Source organism: Nitrosomonas oligotropha (assembly GCF_009833085.1).
Taxonomy (GTDB): Bacteria; Pseudomonadota; Gammaproteobacteria; order Burkholderiales; family Nitrosomonadaceae; genus Nitrosomonas; species Nitrosomonas oligotropha.
Map to the genome: position 1 here is coordinate 1 of NZ_QRBZ01000055.1, position 23288 is coordinate 23288.

Below are 23288 nucleotides of genomic sequence, written 5' to 3' on the forward strand. Positions count from 1 at the left end.
ACAAAAAAAACCAGCAACAACGAGCGCAAAAAAAAAACCCCCCGTAGCGGGTTTTTTTATTGCGCAACTTCCGTTCAGTCAATTACTACGCATAACACCGTAACCGCTGGGAAAAAGTTCTTAGCACTTCGATACCGCTTTCTTCGGCACGACGGCACCAGTCTTCCAATTCCTTAACCAATTCTTCGGTCGATGCTGTAGAACGTTGCCAGATTCTGGTCAGTTCTTCACGCATGGTATACACCTTATCCAGTGTTTTGGCATTACTAAGCACTTGACTCAGTTTCTCGCGTTCGTGCTCTTGCAATGTTTTGGAATCGGCAAGAATCCAATGTTTCAGGGTATTGTTATCCACGCCGTATTGCGCAGCGGCTTCTCTCAAATGAATCACTTCATTTGCAAAAGTTGCTTTCAACGATTTCGTATATTTGGCAAGAACCTCATAGCGATGAGAAATCACAGCTTGCAATGTATCCGAATCGCATTGGGTTTTTGCTTTATCAATACGCAGTTTCGGAGCGATTTTTTTAACTTTTGCAAGTCCGAGGATTTCCAGAATCCGGATATACAACCAGCCGATATCGAACTCATACCATTTGTTGGATAATCGTGCAGAGGTTGCATAAGCATGATGATTGTTATGCAATTCTTCACCGCCAATTAAAATACCCCAAGGAACAATGTTGGTGCTGGCGTCATCCGCGCGAAAATTGCGATACCCCCAATAATGACCGACACCGTTGATAATACCGGCAGCAAAAATCGGCGCCCATATCATTTGCACCGCCCATATCGTAATACCAATAGGGCCAAATAGAATCACATTAATAATCAGCATCAGCGCAACACCTTTCGCACTATGCTTGGTATAGACATTACGTTCCAGCCAATCATCCGGTGTGCCGTAGCCATATCTTTTCAAGGTTTCTTCATTCTTTGCTTCTAATCGGTACAGTTCCGAGCCTTCGGCTAAAACTTTTTTGATACCATAAATGACCGGGCTGTGCGGATCATCTTTACTTTCACATTTCGCATGATGCTTACGATGAACCGCCGTCCATTGCTTGGTAACCATCCCAGTCGTCATCCACAGCCAGAAGCGAAAAAAATGACTCGGTATCGGATGCAGCTCAAGCGCTCTATGGGCTGAATGACGATGCAGATAGATCGTGATAGATGCGATTGTGATATGCGTCAGAACTAAGGTGACGACCACATATCCCCACCACGGCATATCAAATACACCTGAAATCAATGTCAGAAAATCAGAAATCATATAAATTACCATCCTTTTAGGGGCTTACTAAAGCGCAAGCCAATATATAAAAACAAACTACTACCTACTTCAATTATCTGCTTGGCATTATCGACGCCAATTGCATCATTTACTCTCTATGAAATACTTACTTTTTATTACACTCTCATACAAAATTCTATACTACACCGGATAGAAATGAAATATTAATCTGAATTGATTATCTGCTTTATATTTACGGTTTTAGCAAAACTAAGCCACACGCCGTTTCCTCACTTCTAATTAAAAATTTCTCCCCATCCACCGGAAAAAATTCAACAGCTGTCATTTATTCCATTGGGTATTTTCCAATAAACGCCATTCACCCGGCGCCAGATCTTGCAAAGTATATGTACCGATGGCATAACGGATCAATCGCAACGTAGGAAACAATACCGCCGCCGTCATCCGCCGCACTTGGCGGTTCTTACCTTCACTCAGAATCAAAGATATCCAGGTAGTGGCAATATTCTTGCGGTATCGGATAGGCGGTATCCGTTGCCAGAGGTGCTTGGGTTCATCCATCAGAAAAGCTTGCGCAGGCCGGGTTTTGTAATCTTTCAGAGTGACGCCCTGGCGCAGCTGATTTAGTGCCATTTCATCCGGTTTGCCTTCCACCTGCACCCAATAAGTTTTCGGCAGTTTAAACTTCGGATCGCTAATTTGCTGCTGCAGCTTACCATTATCCGTCAACAGCACTAAGCCTTCGCTATCCGCATCCAACCGGCCTGCCGGATAAAAATCCGGTAACGGAATGAAATCTTTCAACGACTGATGCCCGCCTTCCGGTGTGAATTGGCAAATCACGCCATAGGGTTTATTAAATAGAATTAATCGAGACATAACACCCGGATTGAACTGGACAGTTCATAACATTTCAGGATAGATCACCGCATGCAGTACCGGTTCAATGCTATTTTCCTTTTCTTCACAACGGATCCACCACACCGAGCCTTTTTTAACACGCAATCCAGTAGGAATAGACGGAATCAGATTATTGGCAATTTCACCCAGAGTCGGTTGATGCCCGACTATCACCACGGTACCTTCCGCATCCGGCCAGTTAGCCGCGGCAAGCACGGCACGAGCACTGGCGCCCGGGCCTATCGCGGCATCCGTCTCAAAACCGAGCTGCAATGCCATCGCTGTCTGCTGCGTCCGGCGGGCCGGGCTGACGATTATCCGCGCCGCTTCCGGCAATTTGGGTTTAAGCCAATCCGCCACACGCCTTGCCTGATCCAATCCTTTCCCGGTCAATTGGCGCGCCATATCGGGAAAACCCTCTTCCGCTTCGGCATGACGCCACAGAATCAATTCCATCGCTACTTCCTTGAAGTCCTAAAATTAGAGCGGTTAAATGTAATGTGCCAGAACTGCATAATAAAGATTAGCATGCCGGCGATTAAAGCGGCACTCAATTTCTTATTGATGTAACCAGCGCCATAATTCATCCAGTAAAAACCGGTATCTTTTACTGATTTGCTACTGTCCGACTTAGAGCTGCCAAAACGAAAAACTTAACTCTAGTTTCATTGGCTATCGCAAGCAGTTCAAGAACCAATCGGCGGCAAACTGCGCAACCTTTTCCAGAGCGCCCGGTTCTTCGAATAAGTGTGTTGCTCCGGGCACCAGTACCAGCTTTTTCACGCAAGTCATCAAAGCATAAGCCTGTTCATTTAATTCGATCACACCATAGTCCGCGCCGCCTACGATTAGCAGTGTCGGCGCAGTCACCTGATTTAACGCAACCTCTCCCGCCAAATCGGGGCGGCCACCGCGCGATACCACGGCAGCAACGGCATCCTGCATTTTGGCAGCCGCTTGCAGAGCTGCGGCTGCACCCGTGCTGGCGCCGAAATAACCGGTTTTAAGCGTTTTCGTGGCAGCATTCTTCTGCAACCAAAGCGTGACGGCGAGCAAGCGTTGCGTCAACAAATCGATATCGAAACGCAGGGCATAATCCTGATCTTCCGCACGCGTCAGCAAGTCGAACAGCAATGTGCCAATGCCCTGTTGTTGCAATACTTTGGCGACATAAGTGTTGCGCGGACTGAAACGGCTGCTGCCGCTACCATGAGCAAACAGCACAACACCCGTAGCCGCAGGCGGCAATATCAGGTCACCGCTCAGCTCAACGGTACCGGCCGGAATTTTTACCGCTGTCATGCCAGCGCTCCGATCCTGACCGGAATGCGTTGCCTGCCGAACTGACCGGAAAATGCTGCAAAACGGCCCGCAATGGTGGCATTGCAGCTTTCGCAGCGGCCCTCCGCGGTCACGTGATACTGTTTGATTTCATACCAATCGCGCACGATGACGGCACTGCCGCACCCGGGACAATAGGTGGTATCGCCTTCGATATGATGCACATTGCCGGTATACACATAGTGCAACCCGGCATCCAGCGCGATCTGGCGCGCCCGGATCAATGTTTCCGGTGGTGTGGGCGGCATATCGTTCAGTTTGTAATCCGGATGAAAGGCACTGAAGTGCAGCGGCACGTCCGGTCCCAGTTCTTTCATGATCCAATGGCTCATGGCGGTGATTTCCTCGCTGGAATCGTTCAACCCCGGAATCAATAATGTGGTCAACTCAAGCCACACATCGGTTTCGTGTTTCAGGTAGCACAATGTATCCAGCACGGGTTGCAAATGCGAGCCGGTTTGCTTGACGTAAAACGCCTCGGTAAATGCCTTCAAATCCACGTTAGCGGCATCCATTTTGGCAAAAAAATCGCGCCGCGGTTGTGCATGGATATAACCCGCCGTCACGGCAACCGTCTTGATGCCTTTGGCATGACAGGCATCCGCCACGTCCATTGCATACTCGGCGAAAATCACCGGATCGTTGTATGTGAACGCCACACTCTTGCAGCGATATTGTTCCGCACAACGCGCAATCGCTTCCGGGCTGGCTTGATCGAGCAATTTGTCAAAGCTGCGCGATTTGGAAATATCCCAGTTCTGGCAAAATTTACAGGCCAAATTACAACCGGCTGTGCCGAACGACAGCACGCTGCTGCCGGGATAAAACTGGTTGAGTGGCTTTTTCTCGATGGGATCGACACAAAAACCGGACGAGCGCCCGTACGTCGTCAACACCATCGTATCGCCCGCGCGCCCGCGCACAAAGCAAGCGCCACGCTGTCCTTCGTGCAATTTGCAATCGCGCGGACACAAATCGCATTGAATCCGCCCATCCTCCAACAAGTGCCAGTATTTTGCTGGAAATTGCTCGGCGCTACTAATGGGCTCATCCATGCGCAACCTCCCGGGTATAATCGGTTTCACGCCATTTGCTGACGGTATAGCGCGATAGCTTAATATCGTCTGTCCAGAAATCCTCCGGCAAGCGGGCTTTTGATTTCAGTTTGGCAAGAAATTGCTCCGGCTGCGACAGGCTTTCCCATACCTGCGGCAGAAATGTGCTGCGATAAGGCCCGCACTCAAACACAATACCGTCAATATCCGGCCGCAACTGCGCGAGCGCATCGGCTTCACTGCGAAAGCTGAGCGCTTGCAGCTCGGAAAGCAATGATACTTCCACACTCACTGCGTTCAATTCGTCCGCCGCCAAGGGCATGAAGCGCGGATCGTGCAATGCGGCCGATATGGCATTGTTACTCACATCGTCAATCAGCGGATCGCATGCTTGCAAGGAACCGATACAACCGCGCAATTCGCCCCGCTGCGTCAGCGTGACAAACGTTGCGCCCGGTCGGGAAAGCCAGGCCATATTGCCGTCCAGCCTCGCAGGTGCGCAAGGCACGCGCAAAGCATCCGCAATAGCTGCTCGTGCAATGTGCAGCAATACCCTGCCGTGCTCATTTTTTTCCAGCGAATTCACCATAGCCCGCCTCGCTCAATTAAATGCAATCGCTGCATAACCCACCACCCGGTCGCGCGATCCCGCGGTATCCCCAGAATTCCGCACATCCAGCACGTGTGGCGTCAGATGATGCTGCTGCGCTGCGATGATCAATCCGCTGATAGATACACTGCCGCATGCATGATCGTGCGCAATCGGTTGCCGCAATTGCAATATGGCTTGAACGGTCTCATTGTCCATGCGTTGCGCGGTTGCATACGGTAAATAATGTGACAGATCGGAACTGATCACGATCAAAGTTTCTTCACCGCCCCACAGTTGCTCCAGCACTTCGGCCACGTCTTCCGCCGATGTCCAGCCAACCGCCAGTGGCAGCAAAGTAAAATCACCCAGCACATTTTGCAAAAAGGGCAGCTGCACTTCCAATGAATGCTCCAACGCGTGCGCTTCCCTGCTGACCGTCACCTGCGGCAAATGCGCAATCGCACCGGCCAGGCCCGTATCCAGCTTCACACTGCCCAGCGGGGTGTCAAAAACATCCACTCCCGGTAACGCCAAACCATGCACCGCCACACGATGTGCCGGACCCAGCAGCACCACACGCCGGATCGTTGCCGCAGCGGCCCGCAAACTGGCATACGCCGAAGCGGCAACCGCGCCCGAGTACAGATAGCCAGCATGCGGAACAATCAATGCTTTGGGTTTGCAATCATTGAATTTTGCTTCTGCCAGCAGATCGTTTACATCCTGCGAAAGCTGCCGTGCATCGGCGGAATAAAACAATCCTGCGACCGCAGGTGAACGACTCGTTGTCATGGCGCTTCTTCTCCAGTTGTAGCGTGAACATAAGCTTAAGACACACAATCCTGAGGAAGATTGCAAACGGGCACCGTCAGCGTAGCGGTACCTTCCTTGAACCACGGAACGAACTCTGGAGAATACTGGGGGATAATCTATTGAAAAATTGTCTAGGAACAATCGGTTAAAGCAAACATCCCCTCATCCGTAGCGAATGACAGGGCTTTATTTGTGGAAGTTTCGGTTTACCAGCCATCACGGTAGATATTCAGAAGGTTGATTGCGTTATTGGTCAGGTCGGTAATGCTATGCCGGTCGAAACGCAAATCAAGCAGATCCACCTTACGGCTGGATAACATTTCCTTCAGCTTGAAATTGAATTGAATCAGCGGCGTTACATGATGAGAATCCAGATATATTTTGCCGGTCTTATCGGTATTGGAAACCGGATCGTGCACATCGGCAATCACGTAAATTAAATCTTCGAGTGCTTCGGCGGGCAGCGTAATCCGGTAAGTATCAAAGAAATGATCGGGAACTGGCGAAGAATTGAACGCAAATGTTTCCAATCCCAGTGTCGCGCCAACCGCCTGCGCCAGTCCACCGCCTAACGAATGTCCCGCGACGGTAATTTTAGCACCGGGATAGCGGCTGATGACACTTTGAGCGAACCGGAACGCATCCTTGAATTGATCGCTGACGGTACCGATCCCGATGGCCGCATCCGCGAGGGCATCGCTCGCCGTATCTTCCAGCTCCTTGAATGAGCAAGGAAAATCGCAAGTTTCGGTACCGCGGAACACCAGCGCTAACTCGTTGGTTTCGCGGTTTCTAAAGACACCGCCATCCATCCCGGAGCTTTTCCCATTGGATTCAATCAGATCCCAGGAACCCACCGTTACATTATCATAATCGTAAATCGCATCGGCCAGCTGCGCATACGGAATCGACCGCGCCAGCAAATCGACCGCCCGCCGCTCATTGGGCAGCAACATGCCATAGGGCTTCCACGTGACATTCGGCACATAATTGGGATTGACATACAGTGCAACCGTGGCCAGTTCAAACACTGACACGGCATCGTCCGTATCCGCATCGCTATCCGTCACCCAATTCAAGCTGACGTTATAGCGTTCCGTGCCGTTCGGCTTGGGCACATCGACTTTTGGCAGCGTCAGTTGGCCATTGATAAACGAGAAAGTCGGGTTATCCGGCTCGGCAGCATCGTCCAATTCCGTGCCTAACAATATAAACCGGTTCGGATTATCCGCACCCAGCCATTGCAACGCAGCTTTGTACAATTGCTCGCCGGAATCGTCTTTTACAATCACTTTCTGCAAGCAGACGAGTCCGTTCGACTCAAAAAAAGTGACCGGAGCGGTCAAAGGCGCACAATCATCCGGTAGCGCCTTGAGCATTGGCGCAACCAACATCAGAGCAGCAAAACTGATGAATCTGAATGAAAATAAATACCAATTTTTCATGAATTACTCACTTATCTGATTTAACCGGGCGCCCGCTATCGAATCATCACCTACAACAGGTGAATACACCTGCATTGTAACCGAAAAGTGAAATCAACCCGCCGCTTCCAGCAGCGATCCCCCGGACTCCCCTTGCACATTCACCCACACATGCGGCAAACCCAGTGCACTCAACCATTCGGGACCACTTTCTTCTTTCAGCATGCCGATGGTCGACGCACTACCGGCAACCACGCAGAATTCGCCGATCACGCTGACTGCCGCCATGTAATGAACCGGCCAGCCGGTTTTGGGATTCAGCACATGGCCGTAGCGGATGCCATTCAGCGTGATGCAACGCTCATAATCCCCGCTGCTCGCCAGTGCGCCGGAGTGCAGCAGCAATGTGTGCAATATACCGCCGGGGATGCGCGGATGGCGAATGGCGACGCGCCAGGGACTGCCATCGTCGTGCGGACCGATAATTTTGATGTCGCCGCCCAGATTGATGAGACCATGATCGATTCCGGCATCCCGGCATAGCGATGCCGCGCGGTCGACGGCGTATTCCTTGACCACGCCGCCAAAATCGATTTCCATGCCCGCAACCGTAAATATCAGAACCGGACGCTGCCAGCTGATTTTATGCCAGCCTATTTTTTCCAGCAGCGACTGAACGGCCTCCTGTGCCGGTATTTTTCCCGACTTAAAATCCCAGGCGCGGCGTAAAATTCCGGAAGTGATATCAAACAAACCATCGCTTTGCTGATGGCAAGTCGCCGCATAATCGAGCAATCCGGCGGTTTCATCGTCCACCTGGATGCAACCGCCTTGAGCCGCGACACGATTCATTTGGGACAAAAAACTGTCCGCCCGGTAGCGGGAGTATTTTGCTTCCAGGCGATACACATCATCCATGACAATCTTGGCGGCACGTTGCGCCTTTTTAGCACTGCCCGCGTACAACTGAATCGAGCAAGGGGAACCCATTGCTTTAAAGTCGTAGTGGTAATAATTCAGATGCGCCATGTGATTTCACCCGTAAAGCTGCGCGCGCCGGGGATTTTGAAAAGGAATATATCCTAACTTAAAACTGATAGCTCCAGGTCGCGGACAACATACCCTGGCGATCCAGCTGATAGCCGTTAAAGTCGCTGCGAATCGGTTGCACCCATTCGATCCCGAGACGATTTCCGGCAAAACGGCCGCCCGGAATTTGCGCATTAACGCCAAACCCCATATCCCAGAATTGTCCGCCGTAATTACGCGGAAAATCCATCGGGCCGATGCGCGCATTATATTGATTGAAGTCGCGATGTATCGCATCCTGCCAGGTATAAACACCACGCACGGAGGCCGTCAGCCATCGGGTCAGGTCCAGACCGCCCCAACCGGTTGCCTGAAACATATCGCCCAGGCGGTAACCGGATTGATTCCGGTCTTCCATGCGTTTAATGCCGCTGATTTGCGTACCCCACGACCAGCGGCTGTACTCGCCCAGATATGTCAGACTCGGCGTGAAGTCCCAGGTGCCGCTGCCCAACTGCATGCCGAAATGAATCAGTCCGCCATCCGCATTAAACGAACGGCGTATTTTGATATCCGTTTTTCCGGTTGGCGCACTGAACCCCAGATTCACATGCATACGATGACCTGGAATATCCAGCAGCTTGATCAGCGATGAGAAATAGGTATCGCCCACAGCGCCGCTTTCATGACCAGCCGCACCATGATGTCCATGAGCGCCGGAAGCGTCTACCCTTGCCCCGGCCAGCTGGCGTAAATTCATATCCATATCCATGAAGGTGGGCATCAGCATCACGTTGAGCCACTTGGTCGGCGCATACATCAGATCGACCATATGCATGCGCATATCCATGAATTGCGGCGCAAATTGGCAGTCTTTATTGCCGCAACCTTGATCGACGATCGTTTGATCGCTCACTTTATGCGCGCCATGCATCATATGGCCACCCGTCCATTGATACATGAATCGATAGCCTGCCATGAAATCGCCGGGCTTATCGAGCATATGGCCAAACATGACCGTAGCGGGCGGTATCTTATGATGGTGCAGGGAGGAATGTGTGTGCGCGGCGGAGGATCCGCCTGAAGTTGCGATTGGCATGGATGAAACCGGCTCAATATCAAACTTAATCGCCGCATTCGCTACGTAGTAATCAAAATCGGCGAAACTGTTATTCCCGCCGCCGCCAATTTGCATGGAGCTGGCGCGCGTATAGTATTCAAACCCCGCTTCCAGCGCGACGCCTTTACCGAGTATTTTACTCAATACCACACCGCCGCTTAACGAACCAAAGCCCGCCAGACGATGATCGCTGGAAAAATGCGCGGGCAGTTTCCCGGCGTCGAATAAGGTTAATTTCGGCTGTGCATCCACTGAAAACGCATCAACCGCATTCCCACTCTGATCGACCAGATTAAATTGATCGCTCCCGTAGTACTGTACAGTAGGATCCTTTTTATCGATCCATATTTGCCGGCCGAAACTATCGACTGCCTGATTTATGTAATTTTGTTGAGAAAATAAGTAGGGCCGGTAAAAGCTCGCGGCATCCTGGGAATAGTAGCGAATTCGCGGCGTCAGCGTCCATCCGCCACCCAGCGGCTGCACCCAGCTCGCATCGAAGGTATGCGTATTGACGCCCCAGTCATCGACCGACAAGCGGTAACCCAAATGCATCGCGGCATTAAACGGGCTAATATAATGCACGTACTTCGTGCTGAGGGCGACTTGATTGCGGATGTTCGGACGCTGCTCAATCAGCGCGCGCACATCGCCTCTAATTACATTCTTGTTCAAATCTGCCGGATCAATGAAGATAACCGACGTTGCTTTGTAAGGATTCTCTAGAAATCCGTTGCTATGCGTGTAACCGATACTGGCATCGATCAACGCATTCTTGCTGAGAACCTGCGTCAAACCGGTATTCGCCACCCAATCCTGCCGGTCACCCTTTAGAATCTCAGAGCCGCGCCGGTTGACAATTTGCTGAGCATACGCCGTTTTGGTGATATACGGCGATGAATCAGGATCCAGAATCGCACTGACCTGACTGTCCGTATAGCCACCGCCGAATTTAACGCTGGTCAGCTTTTGATTGAAATCCAACCGCCCGCCGATACTACCGAAACTCGAGTGATAGTCACGCTCCCGGGAAAAACCGCCGCCTACATTCAACGCCGCTTCGTTCCATTCGTAGCTCAAACCGAAATTGGCTTGACGGCGTGTTTCCGGAGAAGCCGATGACATCACCAGCACCGACCGGGTATCGACGACGCCGGTCGATTGCTTGGTAATCGGGTCTCTGCCAATCGGATTCAGGTCGTGATCTAAAAGTATGCTGCTCCTTAGAAGCGGCGAAGCACCGGCCACGACCCCATTAACGGTATAGGGACGATTACCGCCACTGGTAGCCAGCGGCGTTGTCGATACCGGAGTTGCGCCCGACCAGGTGTCTTGTGTATAACCAAACGTAAATTTGGCGCGGTCGGTTAACGAGAAAATACCGCTACCGTGTAACACATCGGCCGAAATTGGTTTATAGCTATGGGGAACACCATAGAGATTACGTTCGCCTTCCTGGTAGCGGCTATATTGAAAGTTAATCCGGTCCGTTACGGCAGCGTGTCCGGGTGATATCAGTAAGCCGGGCAACATCAGTGCCGCCGATGTCAGCGCTTGTAAGGTGTGACTGCTTGGCTTTACAGAATGTGATTCAGGAGGGTTGTATCGCTGCTTGCTGCCCTGGAACCGGGGTCTTTTATTCTGCTGCAAATTTACTTACCTTTAAAACAACTCCGGTCGGGAGTCAGTTTAATAACATCCACAGCCGCCGCCACCTGCAGACGATTTGTGACTGGGCGCCGCTTCACGGCTGCTGTAATTGTGGGATTGCATTTCAGTTTGCAAAGGATTGGGATCGATGTCCATTTGCGGTTTAGCCAAATTGCCACGCTCCCAAGGAGCGACATGCACACACCCCGTCACACCAAACCACAGGGTGAACGCAACTGCAATGGCAATATTTCGAGTCCGCTTCATACCGGCCGGGGCGAACATTGAAAATCCCCGATCAGGGATTCTCCATGACAAGTTGTGTCAGTAAAGCACGCAATTGTTCTGTTTCACCGGGCCGGAATCCTTGATGAACATGACGAATATTACCTTTCTTGTCAATGATATAGGACGTTGGCATCGCCATCACCTCAAGAACCTTAGCGCATGTCTTGGCTGGATCCGCGACAATGGAAAAGTGAGCCGGGTGCTTGGTGAGAAATTCTTCCGCATCCTTAACCTTTTCATCAAGGTTGACACCGATCACATGCACCCCCTGCTCTTTCATATCGTGCTCAAGTTGATTCAAGAATGGAAAGGATTTGACACAGGGCGGACACCAGGATGCCCAGAAATCCATGTACACCACTTTCCCTCTCAGTTCCTGCAAGGCCAAAGCCGGTTTGCCATCCAGTGTTTTTAAATCACAAGCCGAGGATATCTGTTCAAGATGGTCCGCTGATGCATTTTTGCTGCACAACAGTAGTAACGCGATAATAAAAAACGACTGTTTGATTTTTTTCATTATTCATTTCACTTATCTAGTTTAAAACATTGTTGCAACAATCAATTGCTGAAAATCATCACTCGAATTGTTTCACGACAATTTCCGTCGCTGTATGTTCATTGCTTGCAGTCATGCAATGATACGAGACAACAAAGGATCGCGCACCCGCAATCGTTTTATTTACGAGTACTTGATATACACCACTTCCACCTTGCACCCGGACTTCGGGGCTAAAGTTTCCATCTCCGGAAACGGGATCGGTCGTACTGGCGGCGCGGCTTCCTTTAATAATTTGCAAACTAACCAGGAGCTTATCTTGTGGCGGCGAAGTATCTTTGATACTCGCAACCAGATAATCTGTCACACCTATATCATCAATACAGGTCACGAGTGCATACCCCGTAAACGATGCGGTCGTGCCGTTCGGATCCATGGTGGCACCAGCTTCATGCGCTCCGCTTATACCGGCATAACCAAGCGTAATCACTGTAAAAATCGTCGCTGCTACTCTTTGAAATAATCGATGTGGCATGATCGTAATTCCTCACTGGTTGATCTATTCATAGAATAGTTATTATAAAAAACCGGCAGCACTTCCACAAAAGGCAAACGGACACATTGGTTTTAAACACGCCAATGTGTCCGTCGCTGCCATCAGCAGCTCAATATAACCCAAGTTACTGGGGCCATATTTGCTTACCGTCAAAATTAATGCGCAAATCGCGATTTAATTGATTAGCCGATGGTTTAACCACAACATCAACTCCCGCACCACATGATGCAGGTAAAGCTGCGATACTGCGATTCACTTTCAAGGTTGCAGGTGAATCGAACCCATGCAGACCCGGGCCATCGTATATTGAACCTACCGCAGGTGTCCACATTTGAACGGTTTCATCATTAAACTTGGACGCATCGGTAATTTCACAGATATCAACAATTCCCAGCACGAATGTTACACTCTTGGCACAGGAAGCCGGTTCAATCACAACACCTGCCGTCGTAAAAGGAACTACCGCTCTAAAACCGCCTTTCAAACCGCTACCGCCACCAGTCCAGAAACCGAGCTTATTGCCCAACGAATCTTTAATGTAATCCTCTTCCGGAAAAATACTTTTGTCCTGAATCTTAGTAACGGGATTGCCCCAATTGGTCACAAAATCTGTCAATGCACCACTATGCGGCTGTCCATCAACCGTTATGATCGAATCCTTACCGTCCGGAAATACTACAACAGTTCCGATAGTATTGGCATCAGAATTTCCAGTAACCGGATTATGGCAACCGTGCGCAACTACAACCGCATTATAATCGCTTCCATGGTTTGCGGCATTTTCCTGAATTATTGGTGTTTTCAAACGAGTATGCGCCAGTGCGGACTGCCACGTTGCACTTAATCCAAGTGCTGCCATCAACATCAAAGTACGATATTTAAATTTTCCCGTCATTTTAAACATTTTAAGTGTCCTATCCTTCCATTTGACTGTTAAAAAACCTCACTCTTAATAAAAAGCGGAGGGAAGAGTGAGGTTGTCGTAAAGAATTATGCTACTTCGGCCAAATCTGGCTGCCATCCAATTTGATCGGCATATCGCGGTTTATCTGCGCTGCCGAAGGCTTCACTTCAACCGCCACACCGGTACCGCAAGAAGACGGCAAAGCACTGGTACGGATAACAGTCAACGATGCAGGACCGTCATCCGTCGTGCTTGTACGGTCATACGCTGTTCCCAATGCATTATGGGTCCAGAGATTGACGGTATCGGCATTGAAACCGGCAGTATCGGTAATCTCGCAAATGTCCGCGATGGAAATATAAAATTTGACGCTCTTGGCACAGGAAGTCGGCTCAATGACAACAGCGCCCGATCTGAATGGAATATAGCCATTCAAGTGGTGCGGCAAGGAATTTCCGCCACCGGCCCAGAAACCGACAACATTACTATTTGAATCGGTTTTTTCATCCTGGAAACTGAAAATAGCCCGGCTATAATTTTGCTGCATCAGGTTGCCCCAATTTTGCACGAAAGCGGTCAATGGACCTGCGTTCGCAGCACCATCGACTGTAATCGTAGAATCGACGCCATCAGGAAATACGATGCTGGTGCCAATGACGTTCTTTTCTCCACAGCCGTGACCGATGATCACGTTGTTGGTTATCCGGGTGTTTTCATTAACCGTTGCAGTTTCCAGCCGGGTATGCGCGGATGCGATTTGTGTCGTGCCTGCCAGAACAGCGATAGCGAGAACACATTGAGTAGATAGATTGAATCGTTTCGTCGTTAACATGCAAAAATTTCCATTAAATTTGATTATCTTTTTTTCTGCAAACATTCGTTCTTTCGTATGTATCGAAGAAATTATTTTGCAAACGTGATCGTTTAACTGAAAAAAATTCTTTTCTAAATTGATCAATGGGGTTTAAGTTCCAGAAACATCAGTTAGGAAAGCGAATCATTTTCTGAGTGCGATCTTATTTCCCCATCCAACGAATTACAATGTGACAAATTGTCGCACTGCACAAACCCCTTGGTGCGACTGCCTTGCCAGGGTGCGGCATTTTGCCGCATTCCATCACTTGGGGCTTACCTCTAAAATGCCGTCGCTGCAAATTCAAGCGGCACTTCTCTCTCTTTATCCATGTGCATCTTCAATTCGTAGGCAAAACGATGAATCATTTGACTTCCGCTCAGGTGCTGAACCGGGCGTGGCTTTACTGTACTGTTTTTCTGACCGGCGCCGCAGTGATGGTGATAGAACTGCTAGGAACCCGATTGATCGCACCATTCTATGGCGCCAGCCTCTATGTTTGGACCTCGGTCATTTCGGTCACATTGATCGCACTGGCTTTGGGTTACTTTGTCGGCGGCCGCTGGGCGGACCGGGCAAAAAAGACGGGACTGGCCTTGATCATTGGGCTGTCGGGATTACTGACGCTTTTGATACCGTGGCTAACCGCACCGGTATTGCTTGCCACCGATACCATGGGGCTGCGCATGGGTGTTTTCATCAGCACATTGGTATTATTCTCGCCCAGTTTGATTATGCTCGGCATGATCGGGCCGTTTGCCGTTAAATTGGCCACTGCCAGCTTGGACGGTATCGGCGCGGGTACCGGTTCTATCTATGCGGTCAGTACCGTCGGCAGCGTCATTGGTACTTTGTTTCTCGGTTTTTATTTATTTCCCCAGGTCGGTTCGCGTGAAATCTTCATCGGTCTGGGTATCGCCTTATTGATACTGGCCGCTGGCGTTGCTTATTTCGAGCGGAAACGCATCAGGTTGATGGTTGCACTGCCCCCTATCGCCGTATTGCTGGTCATCGGAATTATATTATTACCGCGCGTCGCGGATTCCGCGCACCGCGTCGCAGGTAATCATTCCAACCATATTCAGTTTGAACGCGAAAGTCTGTATGGCTGGGTTCGCGTCATCGACAAACCCGAGGAGAATTTCCGTTTGTTGACCGTGGATGCATCGACCATAGGCGCAGCCACGATCAGCCATGGTGAAAATGTACTGACTTACCAGAGAATCGTCGATATTTTACCCGCGCTGACACCTCATATTAAACGTGCGCTGCTGATCGGCCAGGGTGCCGGACATATGGCGATGACATTGAAAAATCACGGCATAGTGACGGACACGCTGGAAATTGACCCGGCCGTCGCCGAAGCGGCCAGTCAATATTTCGGTTTCACGCCGACAGGTCAAACCATCATCGGCGATGCACGCTATGAAATCCGCAAATTAACGAATACCTACGATCTGATCATCCTGGATGTCTTTACCGGCGGTTCGGAGCCGGTCCACTTGCTGACTGTTGAAACAATGGCGCAATTGCGTTCCCTGCTCTCCGGACACGGATTGCTCGCATTGAATTTCGTAGCATTTTTTGAAGACGGTAAGAATAAAGCGCTGGCCTCCGTCGCAAAAACCCTGGCGCAGGTTTTTACGCATCAGCAGGTATTTATTTCCGAACCGGACACGGAATTTAACGATTTTGTTTTTCTCGCCGCAAACCGCGAACTCGAACTCAAAACTGAAGCCATGTCAGCCGCGCAAAGCGACTGGCTGGTGAAGCGCCGCATTGCCGTCGATCCAGCACTGGGTGTGATCTTAACGGATAATCTCAATCCGCTGGAAATGCTGCAAATACGCAAATCCGAGCAGTACCGCCGGCTCATCGTGGAATTACTGGGAATCGATTACTTTATCCGCTGATTTTACAGCGGCGATGTGTGTTGTTGCAGCATCTCTGCTGCATGCTGGCGCGTTGTTTCAGTGATGTTCACCCCGCCCAGCATGCGAGCGATTTCTTCCACACGCTGCTGCTGATCCAAAATCGTGATAGTGCTGATAACCGGCTGATGCGCCGATTGTCCAGCGGATTTCTCCACTTGCCATTGATGATCCCCGGTCGCGGCTACCTGCGGCAGATGGGTGATACACAGCACTTGCCGCTCCCTTCCGAGTTTCTTCAGTAAATGACCGACAATCTCGGCCACTTTTCCGCCGATACCGACATCGACTTCGTCGAAAATCAGCGCCGGTACCGTTCCGACCTTACTGGTGATAACTTGTATCGCCAAGCTGATACGCGACAATTCACCGCCCGAAGCCACTTTGGCCAAAGGCCGCAGCGGCAAGCCTTTGTGCGCGGCCACCTGAAACTCGATCTGCTCCAAACCGTGCGCATTACCCTGTTCCACGGGAATCAACGCCACCGAAAACTCGCCGCCTGCCATCGCAATCGTTTGCATCGCGGCACTCACTTGCTGCGATAACGCTTCACCGGCTTTTTGCCGTGCAACGCTCAAGGCCCGCGCGTGTTGCAGATAATCAGCCTGTGCGGCGGCTTCCAGCGCTTGCAAATGACCGATATCCGCATCCGAACCCAACAAGCCCAGTTGTTGCGTGATTGTCTCAAGCAATGCAGGCAATTCTTCCGGCAGCGCACGGAATTTTCGTGCAGCGGTATGGATTGCCGACAAGCGCTGCTCGATCTCCTGTAGCGCTTGCGGATCGAGATCCAAACGCTGACGGTAGTGCTTCAATTCATAAACACTTTCCTGTAACTGAATCTGCGCCGCATCCAGCAAGTCGGTGATGGCTTTGAGTTCATTGTCGTACTCGAGCAAATTTTGCAGTTGATTGTTTACGCCATTAATCTGCGCCAGTGCCGCTTGCTCGTTTTCGGATAACACCTCCACTGCTGTGTCCGCAGCCGCCATTAAGGCCGCCAGATGCGACAACCGGCCATGATCGGCTTGCAATGTTTGCCATTCCGGCAGGGAAAAATTCAATGCGGTCAATTCCTGCAACTGCCATTCAAGCTGTTCGCGTTTCTCCTGCGATTCCGCTGCGCGTTGTTCCAAGGCAATTCTTTGCCGGTTGCGATCTTGCCAGTGTTGATAAGCCAACCCAACGGTACGCGCCAGATCAGCGCAACCGGCAAAAGCATCGAGCAATTCGCGTTGCGCGTCTTTTTGCAGCAACGCTTGATGTGCATGCTGACTGTGGATGGCGACCAGAAATTCGCCCGCTGCGCGCAATTGCTGCAAAGTTACCGCATGCCCGTTGATATAACTACGCGAACGGCCGCTGGTCTCGATAATACGGCGCATCAGACAACTATCCGCGTCGCCCTGTAAATCGTTTTCATCCAGCCACTGCCGTAACTCCGGCAAGCACTCGATATCGAAAGTCACATTAATTTCCGCGCGTTCGCAACCTTGCCGGACCTGACTGGCATCGCCGCGTTCACCCAGGGCGAGCGTCACGGCATCGATCAAAATGGATTTACCCGCGCCCGTTTCTCCGGTCAGCACGGTGAATCCCGGCATGAAATCCAATTCGATCCGGTCCACTATGACAAAATCTTTGATGCTCAGGTGCTTTAGCATGATGGCTTAATGGGCATGCATCAGGGAAATTCGCTCCATCCCAATTTCTCTCTCAGCATGCGGTAATAACTGTGGTTGACTGAATGCAGTAACCGTACCGTTTTGGGAAAACGCCGCACGATGATGTTATCCGTCTGTTCCAGATCAAAACAGGAATGACTGTCGCAATTAATGCGCACATTGGCGCTGCTGTGCATCTGAATCTCCACGCTGGAATCCGGGCCGATCACGATGGGGCGGTTACTGAGCGTATGCGGGCAAACCGGCACCAGCGCAATCAGATCCAGTCCGGGATGCAGGATCGGCCCGCCCGACGATAACGCATAGGCGGTCGAGCCGGTCGGTGTGGTGACGATCAATCCATCGGAGCGCAAGGTATTCACATATTCGTTATTGACCTTCACTTCAAACTCGATCATGCCGCTGCTCATACCGCGATACAGCACGACATCGTTGAATGCCAGACTGCTGAAAACACTCGCGCCATCCCGGATGATTTCTGCATACAACAACATACGGCGTTCGGTAGTATATTTTCCCGCCAGCATTTCATCCAGCGTTTCAAACATGGTTTCCACCGATAAGTCGGTGAGAAAACCAAGCCGGCCCTGGTTAATGCCGATCAACGGCACATCGTACGACACCAGCATGCGCGCAATATTGAGCATCGTGCCATCGCCGCCCATGACCACAGCCAGATCGGCTTGCGCGCCAATCTCTTCCAGGGATAATGCCGGATAACGATCACTGCCAATCTGCGAAGCTGTGAGATGATCGAGTAACACCTTATAATGCTTGGCTGTCAGATACTCGGCCAGATTCAACAGCGGTACCGCGATTTCGGGATTCTTATGTTTACCGATCAGTGCAATGGTGGTGAATTGGGAATTCATAACTTAAAACAATCGCTTGCTTTGATTGATATTGACCGTGAGGTTTGCATTGACTGTAAATACCGGAATTATCATTATAATAAAACAAGTTAGTGAATAAATAATCCGGTTAGGCTTGCAAAATTTTGTCTCGTACATATATACCCACAAAAGTTGAGCCACCCGGAAAAAATCCAAACCTACGCTGAAACTCCGGCCCATATTGGCAAACCGGCAAGCGGGAAAGTTTAGCATAGATAAGATAAGGCAAAATCACCGCTTATAACCAAATTATAAAACCAGCCGACTCGTGTAGAATGATGCCATGTTAAACGAACGCGCCCAAATCTTATTAAAAACACTGGTAGAACGGTATATCCATGAAGGTCAGCCCGTCGGTTCCCGGGCGCTATCGAAGTTTTCCGGATTAGACTTAAGCCCCGCAACCATCCGCAATGTCATGGCCGATCTTGAAGAAATGGGATTGGTTGCCAGCCCGCACACTTCGGCGGGAAGAGTCCCGACACCGAAAGGCTACCGCCTCTTTGTCGATACCTTATTGGTCGTCAAAACACTCGACAAAGTGGAATTGAATCATTTGGAAAACCAGCTGCACCCTGATAATCCTTCGCGCTTGATCAATGTCGCATCGCAATTACTATCGGATCTGACCCGTTTTGCCGGTGTCGTGGTCACTCCCAAACGAAAAGGCGCGGTGTTCCGTTACATCGAGTTCATGGCGTTATCCGAAAAACGCATTCTGTTGATTATCGTCACACCGGAAGGCGATGTGCAAAATCGCATTATCTTTACCAATACCCCATACAGCCAGTCGGATCTGATCGAAGCCGGTAATTTCATCAACCAGCATTATGCCGGTTGCACGCTGGATGAAATTCGCGGGCGTGTGAATACCGAATTAAAGCAATTGCGTGGCGAAATGATCAGCTTGATGAGCGCCGCCATCGAAGCCGGCGGTGACGCCATCAATGAAAGCAGTGAAGCCGTGGTTCTGGCGGGCGAACGCAATCTGCTGCAGATCGATGATCTTTCCGACAATTTGATCAGCTTAAAAAAATTGTTTGAATTATTCGAGCGCAAAACCAAGTTATTGCAATTACTGGAACTCAGCAGGCAGGCACATGGGGTCAAGATCTTTATCGGCGGCGAGTCCGATGTGTCATCGCTGGAAGAATTCAGTGTCATCACGGCGCCGTATGAAATAGAAGGCGAAATTGTCGGCACAGTCGGCGTCATCGGCCCGCGGCGCATGGCTTATGAACGCGTTATACCGATTGTCGATATTACCGCAAAACTGCTTTCCAGCAGCTTGTCGCAACACTAATTTATTCCTCCAAAACAATAAACTATAGTCATGACCTCTCAATCCATTTACCAGCACGGCTCACCGAATCGCACCGGTGTTTTATTGATTAATCTGGGAACACCGGACGCACCGACTGCGCAGGCGCTACGCCCCTATCTCAAGGAATTTCTCAGTAATCCGCGGGTCATCGAAGTGCCCCGGCTGATCTGGTGGCCTATTTTGCACGGTTTCATCCTGCCCTTCAGACCGAAAGCCTCGGCTGAGAAATACGCAAAAGTCTGGCTACCCGAAGGCTCTCCGCTGAAAGTGCATACCGAACGGCAAACGGAACTTTTACGCGAAGTACTGACGGCAAAGTTTAAAAACCCGCCCATCGTCGAATATGCGATGAATATCGGCAAACCTTCCGTTGCCGATGTACTGACCCGTATGCAGCAACAAGGCTGCGAGCGCATTCTGGTCATTCCGCTGTTTCCGCAATATGCCGCCAGCAGTACCGCAGCGGCAATGGATAATGTATTTGCCGTGCTCAATAAGATGCGCAATCAACCTGCGATTCGCACGGTCAAGCAGTACCATGACGATCCCGGCTATATCGCAGCGCTGGCGCAGAATGTACGCGACTACTGGGATACGCACGGCCGGCCTGACAAACTGATGATCAGCTTTCACGGCACCCCGCGCGCCAGCCTCGATAAAGGCGACCCCTATCATTGCGTGTGCCAGAAAACCGGGCGATTGCTGGCTGAGGCGTTGGAATTGAATGCAGACCAGTATGCCGTGTGCTTTCAATCGCGCTTTGGCCGGGCACAGTGGCTAACACCCTACACTGCCGTCACTCTGGAACAATTGGGCAAGGAACATACACGACGCGTCGATGTGATCTGCCCCGGATTTGTCTCCGATTGTCTGGAAACTTTGGAAGAAATCGCTATCGAAGCGAAACACACATTCATACAAGCGGGCGGCAAGGAATTTCACTATATTCCGTGCCTCAACGAACGTAGCGATTGGATTCAAGCTTTGGCCGATATCACCTGCACGCATTTGCAAGGGTGGCTGGACATTGAAGTCACTGAGGAAGCTGCGAAATTATCCAGGAAACTGGCGTTGGAATTGGGTGCTAAAGATTAAGAATTGATGCCCCCTCGAGCAATCTCGAGGGGAAATCGTTTTTAAGCCATCAATGGCCGGATTGACGCATATGTTTCATTGCTTCTTCGCTGTGCTTAGCCGATTCCGCACCATGCCCCATATCAGCGTGTTTGATCGCTTCTTCCAAATGTTGGATCGCTTCGTCCATATGTTTATGCGATGCCGCATGATCATCTCTTGCCGCTTTTGCGTGCGCCAAGCTTTCTTTGGCATGGCTTAGGGATTCTTTCGCATGTCCCATTTCACCATGCGCTTGCGCCTTTCCGGCGTGTTCCATCGCCTCGGAAGTATGTCCTGCGTCCGATGCCAATACAGGGGTACTCATGAAACATGCTAATGCTCCAGTTACAATCATTGTAGAAATAATACGCATGATAATTGCTCCTTAAAAAAATACATTGATAACATGAATACTTTTCAATAATCTCAGTGACTGGATAACAGCTTTATTGAGGAAATATTAACTTTCTCCAGCTGACCAGAACACTAGATTCCAGTATATACCCATTTCTTTATTTATTGTGTGCAAGCGGCAAGCCTTAATTGATTGCCCCTCGTGAACATGAACAACCTCGAAGCAAATTTTGTAAAAAAACAGCCCATAAAAGTAATCTGCAGCAAACAGTAAAGTATAGGTATTTACTTCAAACTGCAGATTACATCCCAAAGTGAGAAAAAACCTTAGCCAGATCACAGAAAATCGCGAACGAAACCTAAAGCGATTGAGTCCGCAAATAACGAGCATGCATGCTGCTCGTGGTTTTTAATCGATAACAAGCCGACATCTGCTAAAACAAAGCAAATTTCCAATACAAGACGCAATCTGATGGTTGACCGGAAGGCTTCAAAACGTTAACATGCGCATCTCATCAATTCCCTGATAGCTCAGTCGGTAGAGCGACGGACTGTTAATCCGCAGGTCCCAGGTTCGAGCCCTGGTCGGGGAGCCAAATAATCAATAGCTTAAATGCATTTTTGGGTAACTAAAAAATCTCAGGATAACATCCGAGTGACTTTTATAAGCTTATTTTTTTGACTGCATAAACGCATATAAGTTCTTGATATTGTAGTATATCCTTATACAAATTTTGCAGTAATATGGAAGTACGTGTCTTTTTGTGTTTCTCCAGACTGCCAATGTTCCAACTGTGACGTTCAGATACTTTGCGGCTTTTTCTATTTCTAGTTTATTGTTTGTTATCATCTTTCCAAGCAAATAAAGTTTTTTCTGATATAGCTAATCGACTCCAATTCTTGCTGTTCTCACTTGGTTAATCTGTAATGCCAGCGAACATTTGATTCTGAGCAGAAGGGTAGCTAAATGATTTTTAAATATCCAAAGTTTTCCCTTGTGATGCACTATTTGGAAAGGTTGATATCCTTGATTCGCTGACCATGATGGGTAAGTTGTTTTCATTTCGGGCTTTCCGGTAATGACATTCAGTGACTTGGATCGGAAGCGAGTATATCTCCATCAACATTTGCCCAGTATCTGCCATCGAACATGCCAATCTGTGTCGTGTCGTTTGCGTGAATAAATCTGTGTTTGTTTGTTGGCATATTTTCATCAATCGGCAATCACGGGTTAAGTTCTGTGCATTCTGGCAAAATATAATCCTTTATAACGAGAGATTCATCGTTATAACAATCGTGCATTATCTCCTTTATTTTTCATCATTTATCCCTCTCATTTCAGCAACTCCTGTGGTTTTACAAAAAAGCGGCTCATATCAAATTATTTCATTAAATCTCTGATTATTTCTTTTATTACTATGAAAATCATCCCGATCGAGATGCCGCCAAGAATCAATGCCAATAAAGCCTTTGTCGCTACTAAAAAGGTGCAAACACTTAAAAATAGTTCACATGGCCATTCTAAAAAACTCACTTCATCCTATCCTTAAAAACATTGCCGCAATCTCCTGTAATTAACTCTCTCAAACTTTCCTCACTGTAAGAATTTCTAGCGTTGTTTACAGTATGGGAAAATACTGTAGATGAACATACATAAACGCACCCGATTAACTTTATTGGATCGCCAGGAAATCTGGCGGCTATAT

At 49.6% G+C, this 23288-nt stretch carries 21 protein-coding genes and 1 tRNA gene; 4 read left to right on the forward strand and 18 right to left on the reverse strand.

Going from position 1 to position 23288, the window contains the following annotated elements:
* Positions 1–85: 85 nt before the first annotated feature.
* From ABD07_RS14040 to ABD07_RS14110, 15 genes are all read right to left on the reverse strand, one after another.
* A complete protein-coding gene (locus ABD07_RS14040; RefSeq protein ID WP_193566069.1) occupies positions 86–1276 on the reverse strand; it encodes a DesA family fatty acid desaturase in 1191 nt (396 codons plus the stop codon).
* Positions 1277–1579: 303 nt separating this feature from the next.
* Positions 1580–2137, reverse strand: coding sequence for an rRNA large subunit pseudouridine synthase E (locus ABD07_RS14045; protein WP_160818808.1), 558 nt, complete (start codon positions 2135–2137; stop codon positions 1580–1582).
* Between the two features lie 24 nt (positions 2138–2161).
* Positions 2162–2614, reverse strand: coding sequence for a phosphohistidine phosphatase SixA (gene sixA, locus ABD07_RS14050; RefSeq protein ID WP_160818809.1), 453 nt, complete (start codon positions 2612–2614; stop codon positions 2162–2164).
* 216 nt (positions 2615–2830) lie between these two features.
* Positions 2831–3460: a dienelactone hydrolase family protein gene (locus ABD07_RS14055; RefSeq protein WP_160818810.1), complete on the reverse strand. Its 630-nt coding sequence runs from the start codon at positions 3458–3460 to the stop codon at positions 2831–2833.
* Positions 3457–4554, reverse strand: a complete 1098-nt coding sequence (amrS, locus tag ABD07_RS14060; RefSeq protein ID WP_160818811.1) for an AmmeMemoRadiSam system radical SAM enzyme — start codon at positions 4552–4554, stop codon at positions 3457–3459. Before amrS ends, ABD07_RS14055 begins: the two co-directional genes overlap by 4 nt.
* Positions 4547–5143: an AmmeMemoRadiSam system protein A gene (amrA, locus tag ABD07_RS14065; protein ID WP_160818812.1), complete on the reverse strand. Its 597-nt coding sequence runs from the start codon at positions 5141–5143 to the stop codon at positions 4547–4549. The genes amrS and amrA overlap by 8 nt, the downstream gene beginning before the upstream one ends.
* Positions 5144–5155: 12 nt before the next feature.
* Positions 5156–5938, reverse strand: a complete 783-nt coding sequence (amrB, locus tag ABD07_RS14070; RefSeq protein ID WP_160818813.1) for an AmmeMemoRadiSam system protein B — start codon at positions 5936–5938, stop codon at positions 5156–5158.
* Between the two features lie 227 nt (positions 5939–6165).
* On the reverse strand, positions 6166–7404 hold the full coding sequence (locus ABD07_RS14075; protein ID WP_240142579.1) for a Tle-like phospholipase domain-containing protein: 1239 nt from the start codon (positions 7402–7404) through the stop codon (positions 6166–6168).
* Positions 7405–7497: 93 nt separating this feature from the next.
* Positions 7498–8412 carry an FAD:protein FMN transferase gene (locus tag ABD07_RS14080; RefSeq protein WP_160818814.1) on the reverse strand — a complete coding sequence of 305 codons (915 nt, stop codon included), beginning with the start codon at positions 8410–8412 and terminating at the stop codon, positions 7498–7500.
* A gap of 58 nt (positions 8413–8470) precedes the next feature.
* Positions 8471–11182 carry a DUF3570 domain-containing protein gene (locus tag ABD07_RS14085; protein WP_275689506.1) on the reverse strand — a complete coding sequence of 904 codons (2712 nt, stop codon included), beginning with the start codon at positions 11180–11182 and terminating at the stop codon, positions 8471–8473.
* Between the two features lie 39 nt (positions 11183–11221).
* Positions 11222–11467, reverse strand: coding sequence for a DUF4266 domain-containing protein (locus ABD07_RS14090; RefSeq protein ID WP_240142580.1), 246 nt, complete (start codon positions 11465–11467; stop codon positions 11222–11224).
* A 13-nt stretch (positions 11468–11480) separates the two neighbouring features.
* The gene (locus tag ABD07_RS14095) at positions 11481–11987 is read right to left on the reverse strand and encodes a TlpA disulfide reductase family protein (protein ID WP_160818816.1); all 507 of its coding nucleotides are present in this window, start codon (positions 11985–11987) and stop codon (positions 11481–11483) included.
* A 58-nt stretch (positions 11988–12045) separates the two neighbouring features.
* Entirely contained in the window at positions 12046–12501 is a 456-nt protein-coding gene (locus ABD07_RS14100; protein WP_160818817.1) for a hypothetical protein, read from the reverse strand.
* Positions 12502–12646: 145 nt separating this feature from the next.
* Positions 12647–13426: a hypothetical protein gene (locus tag ABD07_RS14105; protein WP_240142581.1), complete on the reverse strand. Its 780-nt coding sequence runs from the start codon at positions 13424–13426 to the stop codon at positions 12647–12649.
* 91 nt (positions 13427–13517) lie between these two features.
* Entirely contained in the window at positions 13518–14258 is a 741-nt protein-coding gene (locus ABD07_RS14110) for a hypothetical protein (RefSeq protein ID WP_108698265.1), read from the reverse strand.
* Positions 14259–14638: 380 nt separating this feature from the next.
* On the opposite strand from ABD07_RS14110, the gene ABD07_RS14115 reads away from it, so the two are divergent.
* A complete protein-coding gene (locus ABD07_RS14115) occupies positions 14639–16192 on the forward strand; it encodes a fused MFS/spermidine synthase (protein WP_160818818.1) in 1554 nt (517 codons plus the stop codon).
* A gap of 2 nt (positions 16193–16194) precedes the next feature.
* On the opposite strand, the gene recN is transcribed toward ABD07_RS14115, so the two are convergent.
* Positions 16195–17874: a DNA repair protein RecN gene (gene recN / locus ABD07_RS14120; RefSeq protein ID WP_160818819.1), complete on the reverse strand. Its 1680-nt coding sequence runs from the start codon at positions 17872–17874 to the stop codon at positions 16195–16197.
* Between the two features lie 20 nt (positions 17875–17894).
* On the reverse strand, positions 17895–18767 hold the full coding sequence (locus ABD07_RS14125) for an NAD kinase (protein ID WP_108698268.1): 873 nt from the start codon (positions 18765–18767) through the stop codon (positions 17895–17897).
* A 304-nt stretch (positions 18768–19071) separates the two neighbouring features.
* Between ABD07_RS14125 and hrcA the strand changes: the two genes are divergently transcribed.
* Together hrcA and hemH are read left to right on the forward strand one after the other, a co-directional pair.
* On the forward strand, positions 19072–20091 hold the full coding sequence (gene hrcA, locus ABD07_RS14130) for a heat-inducible transcriptional repressor HrcA (RefSeq protein WP_160818820.1): 1020 nt from the start codon (positions 19072–19074) through the stop codon (positions 20089–20091).
* Positions 20092–20121: 30 nt separating this feature from the next.
* The gene (gene hemH, locus ABD07_RS14135; RefSeq protein ID WP_160818821.1) at positions 20122–21207 is read left to right on the forward strand and encodes a ferrochelatase; all 1086 of its coding nucleotides are present in this window, start codon (positions 20122–20124) and stop codon (positions 21205–21207) included.
* Positions 21208–21256: 49 nt separating this feature from the next.
* Here hemH and smbP read toward each other — a convergent pair whose 3' ends face one another.
* Positions 21257–21601: a small metal-binding protein SmbP gene (gene smbP, locus ABD07_RS14140; RefSeq protein ID WP_090320841.1), complete on the reverse strand. Its 345-nt coding sequence runs from the start codon at positions 21599–21601 to the stop codon at positions 21257–21259.
* 501 nt (positions 21602–22102) lie between these two features.
* Between smbP and ABD07_RS14145 the strand changes: the two genes are divergently transcribed.
* Positions 22103–22178 (forward strand) — tRNA-Asn (locus tag ABD07_RS14145).
* Positions 22179–23288 lie beyond the last annotated feature (1110 nt).